Source organism: Enterobacter sp. DVT3837, assembly GCF_056238685.1.
Genome location: NZ_JBWDLA010000002.1, coordinates 710,997 through 722,809, shown reverse-complemented (window position 1 = coordinate 722,809; position 11,813 = coordinate 710,997). Strand labels below are relative to the sequence as shown.

The 11,813-nt window shown below is 55.4% G+C and carries 10 protein-coding genes; 8 read left to right on the top strand and 2 right to left on the bottom strand.

Features of this window, described 5'->3' with window-relative positions; translation table 11 throughout:
* Positions 1–91: 91 nt before the first annotated feature.
* On the top strand, positions 92–997 hold the full coding sequence (locus AC0XWG_RS18375) for a LysR family transcriptional regulator (protein ID WP_028018937.1): 906 nt from the start codon (positions 92–94) through the stop codon (positions 995–997).
* 23 nt (positions 998–1,020) lie between these two features.
* Here the strand turns inward: AC0XWG_RS18375 and AC0XWG_RS18370 are convergent, their stop codons facing one another.
* On the bottom strand, positions 1,021–1,449 hold the full coding sequence (locus AC0XWG_RS18370) for an OsmC family protein (protein ID WP_023311893.1): 429 nt from the start codon (positions 1,447–1,449) through the stop codon (positions 1,021–1,023).
* Positions 1,450–1,564: 115 nt separating this feature from the next.
* On the opposite strand from AC0XWG_RS18370, the gene AC0XWG_RS18365 reads away from it, so the two are divergent.
* Positions 1,565–2,524 (top strand): hypothetical protein, encoded by a 960-nt coding sequence (locus AC0XWG_RS18365; protein ID WP_049006486.1) that lies wholly within the window; start codon positions 1,565–1,567, stop codon positions 2,522–2,524.
* 19 nt (positions 2,525–2,543) lie between these two features.
* On the opposite strand, the gene AC0XWG_RS18360 is transcribed toward AC0XWG_RS18365, so the two are convergent.
* Positions 2,544–3,419, bottom strand: coding sequence for a LysR family transcriptional regulator (locus AC0XWG_RS18360; RefSeq protein WP_128347673.1), 876 nt, complete (start codon positions 3,417–3,419; stop codon positions 2,544–2,546).
* A 110-nt stretch (positions 3,420–3,529) separates the two neighbouring features.
* On the opposite strand from AC0XWG_RS18360, the gene AC0XWG_RS18355 reads away from it, so the two are divergent.
* From AC0XWG_RS18355 to AC0XWG_RS18330, 6 genes are all read left to right on the top strand, one after another.
* Complete coding sequence (locus tag AC0XWG_RS18355; RefSeq protein WP_475680884.1) at positions 3,530–4,381, top strand: Vmh family MBL fold metallo-hydrolase; 852 nt, start codon at positions 3,530–3,532, stop codon at positions 4,379–4,381.
* A gap of 100 nt (positions 4,382–4,481) precedes the next feature.
* Positions 4,482–4,619 carry a stationary-phase-induced ribosome-associated protein gene (sra, locus tag AC0XWG_RS18350; protein ID WP_008501714.1) on the top strand — a complete coding sequence of 46 codons (138 nt, stop codon included), beginning with the start codon at positions 4,482–4,484 and terminating at the stop codon, positions 4,617–4,619.
* Between the two features lie 174 nt (positions 4,620–4,793).
* Positions 4,794–6,491, top strand: a complete 1,698-nt coding sequence (locus tag AC0XWG_RS18345; protein WP_028018933.1) for an NAD-dependent malic enzyme — start codon at positions 4,794–4,796, stop codon at positions 6,489–6,491.
* Between the two features lie 624 nt (positions 6,492–7,115).
* Positions 7,116–8,825 carry an ABC-F family ATP-binding cassette domain-containing protein gene (locus tag AC0XWG_RS18340; RefSeq protein WP_475680883.1) on the top strand — a complete coding sequence of 570 codons (1,710 nt, stop codon included), beginning with the start codon at positions 7,116–7,118 and terminating at the stop codon, positions 8,823–8,825.
* 197 nt (positions 8,826–9,022) lie between these two features.
* Entirely contained in the window at positions 9,023–10,033 is a 1,011-nt protein-coding gene (adhP, locus tag AC0XWG_RS18335) for an alcohol dehydrogenase AdhP (protein ID WP_049006495.1), read from the top strand.
* A 151-nt stretch (positions 10,034–10,184) separates the two neighbouring features.
* Positions 10,185–11,804 carry a TIGR04028 family ABC transporter substrate-binding protein gene (locus AC0XWG_RS18330; RefSeq protein WP_128347669.1) on the top strand — a complete coding sequence of 540 codons (1,620 nt, stop codon included), beginning with the start codon at positions 10,185–10,187 and terminating at the stop codon, positions 11,802–11,804.
* Positions 11,805–11,813 lie beyond the last annotated feature (9 nt).

Below are 11,813 nucleotides of genomic sequence, written 5' to 3'. Positions count from 1 at the left end.
GCTATGGACAAACTTTAGCCCTTGTGTGATTAGTGAAAAATGGGCAAAAATGAAAATGACTATTTACATACAGAAATAATCAGGGGGCCTAATGGACCAGTTAATGGCGATGCGCGCCTTTACGCGGGTAGTGGAATCCGGCAGTTTTACCCGCGCGGCAGACTCTCTGAATATGCCGATAGCCACCCTGAGCAAGCTGGTGAAATCGCTTGAGGCGCATCTGGAAATACGACTTTTGCACCGCACGACGCGCCGGGTCGTCACCACACCTGAAGGGGCGAAATACTATGAAAAAGCGCTCAGGGTTCTGATAGATATCGAAGATATCGACACCGCGTTTCGCGTTTCCCGCGCGACGCCAAAAGGGCGTTTGCGGGTTGACGTGGGCGGCTCCACCGCCCGCGACGTGCTCATTCCCCTGCTGCCGGATTTTATGCAGCGTTATCCGGAAATCCGCATCGACCTTGGGGTAGCCGATCGTCCGGTGGACCTCATCAGCGGTAACGTTGATTGCGTGATCCGCGGCGGCCCGCTGAACGACTCGACTCTCATCGCCCGCCATATTGGCAACGCCGAAATGGTCACCTGCGCGACGCCAGGCTACCTGAAAAATCACGGCGTTCCCGCCTATCCGCAGGAGCTGTGCAATGGCCACAAGCTCATCAGCTACCTCTCGCCCGTCACCGGGCGGGCATTTCCGTTTCGCTTCAGAGAGAACGGCGAGACGCTGGAAATAAATATTCCGCATTATCTCGGTGTAAATGAAAGTAATGCCCACCTGGCGGCTGCCGCGGCGGGGCTGGGCATTGTGCAGACCTTTGAGTATTCGGCAAATGCGTATTTACAGGCGGGTACGCTGACGGCGATCCTGGGCAACTGGCGCCCTGCTGCCTATCCGTTTCACGTGGTATACCCGCAGAACCGCCATTTGACGCACCGTCTTAAGGTGTTTATTGCGTGGCTGGCGGAGGTGTTCCCCGCCGCGCTGAAGGGATAGCCGGGCGCGAACCCGGCTGGGACTTAGTTAAGCTTATAGTCCAGCGTAATTTCGGCTTTCAGGAGCTGCGATACCGGGCAGCCCGCTTTCGCTTTCTGAATAATGCCATCGAACTGCTGAGGGGCAATGCCTGGGACGGTCACCTTACTTTTCAGGGCAACCTTCGTGATAGCAAAGCCGCCGTCGGTTTTATCCAGAGAGACGTCCGCGGTGGTATCAATGGAATCGGCGGTATAGCCCGCTTCGCCAAGCATCAGCGACAGTGCCATCGAAAAACAGGCCGCATGTGCTGCGCCAATCAGCTCTTCGGGGTTGGTCCCCTTTTCGCCCTCAAAACGGGTATTGAAACCATAAGGCTGTTGATTGAGAACGCCGCTCTCGGTGGAAACCGTTCCTTTTCCGCGCTTAATGTCGCCAGACCAGTGTGCCGAACCGTGCTTATGAATAGTCATTCTTGCTCTCCTTTTGGCTTACAAAGGGTTAAGTATAGACTACGGATCTGACCCACCCTGGAACACAGACTTTTCCAGGACTTTCACCTGCTGCACCAACAAAAAGGATAATGATATGGCGCTAAAAATCAGGATGGCCGTTGCCGTAACCACACTGGCTCTATCGCTGTCTTCACTGGCGAAAACGCCGGAGAACTTTATCTATACCAGCTCCGGCGATCTCGATGCGGCGTTTCCGCTTGTTGCGCGAAGCGACATCGGCGGCGTGCAGATTGTTTACAACTGGCGCTTGCTTGAACCCGAGAAGAACAAGTATGACTTCTCGCGCATTGAGCAGGATCTGGCGCGTCTTAAGACTGCCAGGAAAAAGCTCTTCATCCAGATTCAGGATCGTTTCTTTGAGCCTAATGCCCGCTACGTGCCGGATTATCTGATGCACGATAAGCAATATGGTGGCGGGATTGCACCGCAGTTCGATAACCCCGGCGAAGGAAAACCAGTCGGTTCAGGATGGGTGGCGCGTCAGTGGGATCCTGCCGTGCGCCAGCGCTACCAGGCGCTACTGGCCGCCCTGGCGAAACGCTTTGATGGCGAGGTATACGGGGTAAACCTGCCGGAAACCGCCATTGATATCGACGAAAAAAATCCGCCGGCCGGATTTACCTGCGACAGCTATTTCGCGGGTGAAATGGAAAACCTCGCCTTTGCGCGAAAGGCTTTTCAGAAATCACACGTTGTGCAATACGTGAACTTCTGGCCGTGCGAGTGGGATAATGACCACAACTACATGGGGCGTCTGTTTGCGTATGCCAGCGCTAACAATATCGGCCTGGGTGGACCGGACATTGTTCCCAACCGCAAGGCCCACATGAAGAACGCCTATCCCTTCTTCCATAAAAATAAACACACGCTGCCGCTCATCGCCATGGCGGTTCAGGAGCCGACCCTGACCTATAAAAATCCGCAGACCGGTAAGCCCTTTACCAAAGCCGAGTTTGACCAGTTCGCAGAACAGTACCTCGGGGCCGATATTATTTTCTGGAGCACCGCCACGCCCTGGCTAAAGGCAAAGTAATCAAGAGCGTTCGCGGCTATCATGCCAGATAACCGGCCAGTTCATCGAGAAACACGCGCAGTGCAGCTGGCTGATATTCCCGGGACTGATAAATGCCATGGATGGCAAGCGGTTTCGGCTCCAGCGCGCTCAGCACCGGCACCAGTAAGCCCTGGTCCAGCGCGGCAGACGCTTCACGCTCCGGCAGCATCGCAATACCACAATGCTTTATCGCCGCATCCATCAACAGCGAAGAGATGCTGGCGCTCAGGTTGCCGCTGACGGCCACGCTCAGGTTTTCGCCTTCCGGGGTCAGAAAGTGCCAGGACTGCCCGGCGAAAAAGCTGTAGTGCAGGCAGTTATGCTGTGCTAATTCTTCGGGGCTGACGGGCGTCCCGTGCAGTGCAAGATAATCGGGTGAGGCACAGAGAACCGAGCGACATTCTCCCAGCCGACGGGCAATCATGCCGGGTTCAGGGTTATCCGTAATGCGCACAGCGACATCAATGCGCTCTCCCACCAGGCTGACCGGGTGGTTGTTCACATCCAGCTCGATGCGCAGTTGCGGATAGCGCGAAAGCAGACCGGGCAACACCGGCGCAATCAGGTGCATGGCGGTAAAGTGCGCACAGGCCACCCGCAACGTGCCAGACGGCAGATCTTTCTCTGACTGACCTTCGATTTCCTGCGAGATCTGCGAGAGTGTCCGCGTTTTTTGCAGCACCTTTTCCCCTGCTGCGGTCAGGGTTAACTTGCGCGTTGAGCGGTTAACCAGCCGTGTTCCCGCCCACTTCTCCATTTGTTCAAGGTAGCGGCTCACCATCGGTCGGGAAATCCCCAGCGCGCGGGCCGCCGCGCTCAAACTTCCCAGCTCGCATATCCGGTTGTAGACCTGAGCGGCAATAACGCGATCCATAGAAACTCCATTTGCTCGATTTATGAAACTAAGCATGTCTTGTTTCAGGAATTCTGGCAAATGTGAATATCCGTACAATAGAGACTTTCCTGCACAACAGAGACAACAGTATGAAACTCACTCACCTTGCTTTGCTTTCCACCCTTTTCACTCCGGCTGTTTTTGCCGCACCGTTGACCATTGATACCTATAACCCGCAAGAAAAAGGGATTTTCGCAGTCTCATCAACGCTGGTCTCCGGCCCGAAAGAAGCGGTTCTGTTTGATGCGCAGTTCAGTGTGAAAGATGGCGAAGCGCTGGTAGAGAAAATTCGCCACAGCGGTAAAACGCTGAATAAGATTGTGATCACGTCTGGCGACCCCGATTTTTACTTCGGTCTGCAGCCGCTGGTAAAAGCCTTCCCGAATGCCAAAGTGGTAGCCACCCAGCATGTCGTTGACCATATTAAAGCCACCAAAGACGCCAAGCTCGCCTTCTGGGGTCCACAGATGAAAGACGGCGCGCCAACCGAGCTGGTTGTGCCGCAGGTGCTTACCTCCACCACGTTTATGGTTGACGGGGAAAAGATTGATATTGAGCAACCAGACAGCTACGCGGCTTATGTCTGGATCCCGTCAGCGAAAACCATTCTTGGCGGTACCGGGGTTTCCTGGGGCATTCACGTCTGGACAGCAGACACCCAGACACCCGCGAGCCGTAAGCAGTGGCAAGAAACGCTGGATGATATGGCCGCACATAAGCCCGCGCGCGTCATTCCGGGGCATTATCTCGGCACGCCGCCAGCCGGAACCGGGGCTATCGACTTTACCCGTCAGTACCTTCAGCAGTTCGAACTGGCGTTAGGTCAACATAAAAACTCAGCCAGCGTAATCGACACGATGAAAAAACAGTGGCCGAACCTTGCAGAAGCCAGCTCACTGGAGCTGAGCGCCAAAGTGATTACCGGCGAAATGAAGTGGTAATGTAAAAACCTGCTATGCTGGATGTGCAACCTAAGGGGTTACATTTCGTTTGCGTGAGCAAACTGGTCCTTAAAACTATCAACAGGATTGAGGAGTTAACATGAAATCGAACCGTCAGGCACGCCACATTCTGGGGCTGAACTACAAGCTTTCAAACCAACGTAAAGTGGTGATTGAAGGCGACCATGAAACGCAAGTCACCCACGCCACCGGCAGAAAACGCCACGCGGGCAAGTAAGTTCCAGAAACAGAACCTCAACACCATCGGTCTTCCGATGGTGTTTTTGTTTATGTGTTGCGGTAATTCATATTTAGCTCCTTTATAATACCGCTGACCGAATCCCGTAGCACAGGCCAGAAAGATGACAAACAGCAGTGTCAGGGACGGATCTTCATAAAAAGAGTGAGTGACATGGACAACAAACTGAAAAAACATCGTTCCTTATATATCCCTTATGCCGGACCGGTTTTACTCGAATTCCCCCTGCTTAACAAAGGCAGCGCCTTCAGCATAGAAGAGCGCAGCAGCTTTAACCTGCTGGGTTTACTGCCCGAAGTGGTTGAGACCATTGAAGAACAGGCAGAGCGCGCGTGGATCCAGTATCAGGGTTTCAAAACTGAAATCGACAAACACATCTACCTGCGTAACATTCAGGACACCAACGAAACCCTCTTCTATCGCCTGGTACAGAACCATCTCGAAGAGATGATGCCGGTGATCTACACCCCGACGGTGGGTGCGGCTTGCGAGCGCTTCTCAGAGATCTATCGTCGCTCTCGCGGCGTTTTCATCTCTTATCAAAACCGTCACAACATGGACGACATTCTGCAAAACGTGCCTAACCACAATATCAAAGTGATTGTGGTGACCGACGGCGAGCGTATTCTCGGCCTCGGCGACCAGGGCATTGGCGGGATGGGGATCCCCATCGGTAAACTCTCTCTCTACACCGCCTGTGGCGGCATCAGCCCGGCGTATACCCTGCCGGTGGTACTGGACGTCGGCACCAACAACCAGCAGTTGCTCAACGATCCACTTTATATGGGCTGGCGTCATCCGCGAATCACCGACGATGAGTACTATCAGTTTGTTGATGATTTCATCCAGGCCGTGAAGCACCGCTGGCCGGACGTGCTGCTGCAGTTTGAGGACTTCGCGCAGAAAAACGCCATGCCGCTGCTGAACCGCTATCGCGACGAGATCTGCTCGTTCAACGACGACATCCAGGGTACCGCAGCGGTCACCGTGGGTACGCTGATCGCCGCCAGCCGCGCGGCAGGCAGCCAGCTGAGCTATCAGAAAATTGTCTTCCTCGGCGCAGGCTCTGCCGGCTGCGGTATTGCCGAGCAGATTATCGCTCAGACGCAGCGTGAAGGGTTAAGCGAAGAGCTGGCGCGCTCTCGCGTCTTTATGGTTGACCGTTTCGGCCTGCTGACCGACGGTATGCCAAACCTGCTGCCGTTCCAGACGAAACTGGTGCAGAAGCGCGAAAACCTGAAAAACTGGGATACCGACAACGAAGTGCTCTCCCTGCTGGACGTGGTGCGCAACGTGAAGCCGGATATTTTGATCGGCGTTTCCGGGCAAACCGGCCTCTTCACCGAAGAGATCATTCGCGAGATGCACAAGCACTGCGAGCGCCCTATCGTGATGCCGCTCTCTAACCCAACCTCCCGCGTGGAAGCGACGCCGCAGGACATCATCGCCTGGACTGAAGGTAACGCCCTGGTTGCCACCGGCAGCCCGTTCGATCCAGTGGTGTGGAAGGATAAAACCTATCCGATCGCCCAGTGCAACAACTCTTACATCTTCCCGGGCATTGGTCTGGGCGTAATCGCCTCCGGCGCGTCTCGCATCACCGATGAAATGCTGATGTCGGCGAGCGAAACCCTCGCAGGCTACTCGCCGCTGGTCAACAACGGTGAAGGTCTGGTGCTGCCGGAGTTGAAAGACATTCACAAGGTGTCGCGCGCTATCGCGTTCGCGGTAGGTAAAATGGCGCAGCAGCAAGGCGTGGCGGTGAAAACCTCTGCCGACGCGCTGCAGCAGGCCATTGACGACAACTTCTGGAAGCCTGAATACCGGAGTTATCGCCGGACGTCGATTTAATCTCCTCCGCCCGGTGGCGCTTCGCTTACCGGGCCTACGGGTTGGGTGTTTTCCCTCTCCCTGTGGACTCAGGAATCCGAGTAATTTTTTACCTGAAGCGATGCATATTGCATCACGTAAATTAATGACTTACAGCGACGCCTTGGTCCGGCGGTGAATCGCCGAAGCGGCGATTTACCGCCGGGAACCCGGGTCGCCAGGGTGGTGGCGACTGAGCCACCCTGGCACGTTCACAGGTCATGTCGTTACAGAGTAGCAAGGAACATAAAGTGAACGGAATGACCACTACAGCCGTATGTTCCCCTCACCCTAACCCTCTCCCACAGGGAGAGGGAATTACATTTGTCCCCCCACTAGCCAAACCCCTTTTCCCCCGCTACACTCCTTTCATCCATTAACCCACTGAATATATAAGGAGGCCAATTATGCTGTACTGTGAAATTTTCAATGTTTCACATACATTTGGTGATCGCACCAGCTCAAGCGTTATCGGTATCGTGCTGCGATAACTTCTGCTTGAGCGAAGACACCAACCCCTGAAATCCCTTCTCTCGGGCTTACTGAGTTATCGTCAGCGATGTTTGACGAGGCATAAACATGCCTGTAACTCTTGGGTAAGCAACAATGAGCACTTTACTCACTGCACAATCTTTACGCGTTGATACGGCGTTTGGCACGCTCTTCGACTCGCTATCCTTTACGCTGAAAAAAGGCGATCGCATTGGCCTGCTGGGCGATAACGGCTGCGGCAAAAGTACGCTGCTGAAGGTACTGGACGGCACTGACGCTCCTGCCGCAGGAACGGTTTCGCTGGCCGGGCAGTGCCTGATGGCACGGGTAGAACAACACCTCCCGGACGCTATTTTTCCGCTGACCATGCTGGATGCCGTGCTGGCACAGTTACCTTCTGCTGAACGTGACAGCCTGCGCTGGAAAGCCGAAACGCTGCTGGCAAGCATGGGCTTCACGCCGCAGGATATGGCGCTGCAATCCGCCACGCTGAGCGGCGGGCAGCACACTCGCCTGCTGCTGGCGCGGGTATTGATTCACGAGCCGGACCTGCTTTTGCTGGATGAACCGAGTAACCATCTCGATTTGCCGACCATGCTTTGGCTTGAGCAATTTTTGCAGAACTGGTCAGGCAGCTTTGTGCTGGTCTCGCATGACAGACAGTTACTTGATGCCGTCACCAACGGTAGCTGGATCCTGCGCGATAAAACGCTGCACTACTTCGCCCTTCCCTGCACGGCCGCCCGCAAGGCGCTTGAAGCAAAGGATGAAAGCGACGCGCAGCGCCACAAGGCGGAGCAAAAGGAGATCGACCGTGTGACCGCCAGCGCGAAGCGGCTGGCGACCTGGGGCAAGGTTTACGACAACGAAGACCTGGCCCGCAAAGCCAAACAGATGGAAAAACAGGTCGAACGGCTGAAGGAGAGCCAGACGGCGCTCACGGCAGGCATTCCGTGGACGTTAACCCTGCGTGGTGATGCGCTGCGGGCCGACCGTCTGCTGGAGATGGAAAATCTCGGCGTCCCCCCTGCTCCTGGGCTACCCAGCCTGTTCAGCATTGAGACAGCGCGCCTGAAAAGCGGCGATCGTGTGGCGATTGTCGGTCGTAACGGCTGCGGCAAATCGTCACTGATGAAGCTTATCTGGCGACAGTTTACCGATGAACTGACCCACGACGGGCTGAAGCTGCACCCCCGCGTGTCGCCAGGCTATTACGACCAGACGCTGAATCAGCTACCGGACAACGCCACGCTGCTCGACGCGCTGGAGCCTTTCGCGCCGGATCCGCAGAACCGCAAAATGGCGCTGATAAGCGCAGGTTTCCCGTGGGCGCGTCACGGGCAAACGGTCAGCACGCTCAGCGGTGGCGAGCGTTCACGCCTGTTGTTCGTGGGCCTGACGCTTGCTCGCTATAGCCTGTTGATGCTGGATGAACCCACCAACCACCTCGACATGGAAGGCAAAGAGGTGCTGGCGCAAACCCTTCAGCAGTTCGAAGGCGGTGTTCTGCTGGTCAGCCATGACCGTCAGTTGATCAGCCAAAGTTGTAATCGTTTCTGGCTGATTGAAGAAGGAAAGCTGAGCGAGTGGCACGATGCAGAAGCGGTGTTTGAGCGTCTGCGTGAAGGCGCTGGGCTAGTGACATCTGCGGCGCCCGTTGCTGCCGCGACGGTTCAACCCTCGCCGTATGACGATCTGCTTGAACGGCTGGTCGCTCTGGAAACGCTGCTGGAAGACGATCTGGCGCGTAAGCCGAAGCATCAGAAGCCACAGCTTCAGGCGCAATGGCGTAAAGAGATTAAGGAGATAGAAGCACAGCTGTAAAACTGCGCCCGGCGAGTTGCTCGCCGGGCCAGTCTTTTCCCCCTTAATAATTAGAGGGATCGCCGTATTCTTAATCTTAAATCGAATCAAATGATGACATTATGTTGCCGTAGCCTTGCATTACCAGGCTAATGTATCAATCCTTAAGGGGTATTACACCTGCTATGCAAATTCTAATCATGAACAAGGAGATACACATGAAGGCTGCTGTTGTCACTCAGGATCACCAGGTCAATATCACCGAAAAAACGTTAAGACCGTTAAAGCATGGAGAAGCCCTGCTTAAGATGGAGTGCTGTGGCGTATGCCATACCGATCTCCACGTGAAGAACGGTGATTTCGGCGATAAAACCGGGGTTATCCTGGGCCATGAAGGGATTGGTATCGTAAAAGAAGTTGGTCCTGGCGTGAAATCGCTTAAAGTCGGCGATCGCGCAAGCGTGGCATGGTTTTTTGAAGGCTGTGGTCACTGCGAATATTGTAATACCGGCAACGAAACCCTGTGTCGCGATGTAAAAAATGCCGGTTACTCCGTGGATGGCGGCATGGCGGAAGAGTGCATTGTTACCGCGGATTACGCGGTAAAAGTGCCGGACGGTCTGGATTCGGCTGCTGCCAGCAGCATCACCTGCGCTGGCGTGACCACCTACAAAGCGGTAAAAGTGTCTGGTATTAAACCGGGCCAGTGGATTGCAATTTATGGTCTGGGCGGGCTGGGTAACCTCGCACTGCAGTACGCTAAAAACGTCTTTAACGCCAAAGTCATCGCTCTTGACGTTAACGATGAACAGCTGAAGCTGGCGGCAAGCATGGGTGCGGATTTAACTATCAACTCACGCAGCGAAGATGCCGCTAAAATTGTGCAGGAAAAAACCGGCGGCGCGCATGCCGCAGTCGTCACTGCCGTCGCAAAAGCAGCATTCAACTCAGCGGTTGATGCCGTGCGTGCCGGTGGCCGCGTGGTCGCGGTTGGCCTGCCACCGGAAGCAATGAGTCTCGATATTCCGCGTCTGGTGCTGGACGGTATTCAGGTTGTCGGTTCGCTGGTCGGTACCCGTCAGGATCTGCAGGAAGCGTTCCAGTTTGCGGCAGAAGGCAAGGTCGTGCCGAAAGTCACGATGCGTCCGCTGGAAGACATCAACGCCATCTTTAAAGAGATGGAACAGGGTCAGATCCGTGGCCGTATGGTGATTGACCTGCGTTCATAATCACCCACCGTTCAAGTACCGCTCCTGACAGGGGCGGTTTTTTTTATAGCCATTTTCCGGCAATCCTTATCTTAATTCCTTTGTTCCCTTGTTTTCCCCCGCGCCCGATGATGAATCCGACGCTAACAAGAAGATAACAAAGGAATTCACCATGCAAACCCCGTTTCGTCTGCCGCTGCTGACGGCGCTGATTCTGACGACCACCGCAGCCTGGTCCGCGGATGCGCCTGTTAAAGGCGGCACGCTGATTTATCTGGAGCAACAGGCACACACCAACCTCTACCCGCCCGCCGGTGGCTTCTACCCGAACGGCGGCATTCTGAACCAGATCACCGACAAACTGACCTGGCAGAACCCCAGGACGCTGCAGGTGGAGCCCTGGGTGGCAGAAAGCTGGACCACCAACGCCAATAAAACCGAATACACCTTTAAAATTCGCCCTGGCATCACCTTCTCTGACGGCACGCCGCTGGATGCCAACGCCGTGGCGAAAAACTTTGATACCTACGGTTTAGGCAATAAGGCGCAGCGCCTGCCGGTGTCAGAAGTGATCAATAACTACGATCGTAGCGAAGTCATCGACCCGCTGACCGTGAAGTTCTACTTCAAAAAACCGTCGCCGGGGTTCCTGCAAGGCACCGCCACCATTGGCTCGGGTCTGGTCTCACTCAGCACGCTGAAACGCAATTTTGAAGAGCTGGGGGATGCCCGTCATATCATTGGCTCCGGCCCGTTTGTGGTAAAGGACGAGAAGCTGGGTCGCGAAGTAACGCTGGAAGCGCGTAAGGACTACCAGTGGGGTCCCAAAAATCTGGCGCAACAGGGGCCAGCCAATCTTGATGGCATCAAGTTTATCGTGACTCAGGAAGACAGCGTACGCGTGGGCGCCCTGCTGGCCGGTCAGGCTGATTTTATTCGCCAGGTGCAGGCATATGACGAAAAGCAGGCTACAGATCAGGGTTATAAGATCTATGCTGCCCCGACGCGCGGGGTGAACGACAGCATCAGCTTCCGTCCGGATAACCCGCTGGTCTCCGATATTCGCGTGCGCCAGGCGCTGCTGCATGCCACCAACGCAAAACAGGTGGTTGAGACCCTCTTCTCGGCCAACTATCCGCAGGCGAAGTCAGTGATTGCCGATTCCGCCGCAGGTTTTGTCGATCTCAGCGACAAATTGGCCTTTGACCCGGCTAAAGCCAACCAGCTGCTGGACGACGCAGGCTGGAAAGCAGGCAGTGACGGGATCCGCGCCAAAGACGGCCAACGTCTGGCGCTGACGGTGTATGAATCCCTGCCGCAGCCGCAAAATAAAGAGGTGCTGCAGCTGGTTGCCCAGCAGTGGCGACAGGTGGGCGTGGCGCTGAGCGTCAAAGCCGGTGACGCAGGCAGCCGCACGCTGGATAACCTTGACCCGCTGAAAACCCCGTTAACCGTCTCCGAAGTGGGCCGCGCCGATCCTGACGTGGTGAAAAGCATGTTCTACCCGGCTAACCGCGACGCGCTGCTGCAAAAAGGCGGATCCAGCGACAAGGTCAAAAACTTCCGTGACGACAAGCTGAATGAACTGCTGGTGAACATTTCTGCTGAAGTCGATCCGCAAAAACGCCTGCAGCTGACGGGGGACGCCCAGCGCTACCTCCTGGATAACGCCTACGTCATTCCGATTTTCGAGGAGCCGCAGGTCTTTGCCGGTGCGCCGTGGCTGAAAGGCGTCAATTTTGAAGCGGTAGGCCGCCCGTCGTTCTACGGCGCGTGGATTGAGAAACACTGAGGAGCCGAC

Excerpts from the sequence above, each read along its gene's own strand:
- AC0XWG_RS18375 (WP_028018937.1), top strand. The coding sequence starts at position 92 with ATGGACCAGTTAATGGCGATGCGCGCCTTTACGCGGGTAGTGGAATCC.
- AC0XWG_RS18370 (WP_023311893.1), bottom strand. The coding sequence starts at position 1,449 with ATGACTATTCATAAGCACGGTTCGGCACACTGGTCTGGCGACATTAAG.
- AC0XWG_RS18365 (WP_049006486.1), top strand. The coding sequence starts at position 1,565 with ATGGCGCTAAAAATCAGGATGGCCGTTGCCGTAACCACACTGGCTCTA.
- AC0XWG_RS18360 (WP_128347673.1), bottom strand. The coding sequence starts at position 3,419 with ATGGATCGCGTTATTGCCGCTCAGGTCTACAACCGGATATGCGAGCTG.
- AC0XWG_RS18355 (WP_475680884.1), top strand. The coding sequence starts at position 3,530 with ATGAAACTCACTCACCTTGCTTTGCTTTCCACCCTTTTCACTCCGGCT.
- sra (WP_008501714.1), top strand. The coding sequence starts at position 4,482 with ATGAAATCGAACCGTCAGGCACGCCACATTCTGGGGCTGAACTACAAG.
- AC0XWG_RS18345 (WP_028018933.1), top strand. The coding sequence starts at position 4,794 with ATGGACAACAAACTGAAAAAACATCGTTCCTTATATATCCCTTATGCC.
- AC0XWG_RS18340 (WP_475680883.1), top strand. The coding sequence starts at position 7,116 with ATGAGCACTTTACTCACTGCACAATCTTTACGCGTTGATACGGCGTTT.
- adhP (WP_049006495.1), top strand. The coding sequence starts at position 9,023 with ATGAAGGCTGCTGTTGTCACTCAGGATCACCAGGTCAATATCACCGAA.
- AC0XWG_RS18330 (WP_128347669.1), top strand. The coding sequence starts at position 10,185 with ATGCAAACCCCGTTTCGTCTGCCGCTGCTGACGGCGCTGATTCTGACG.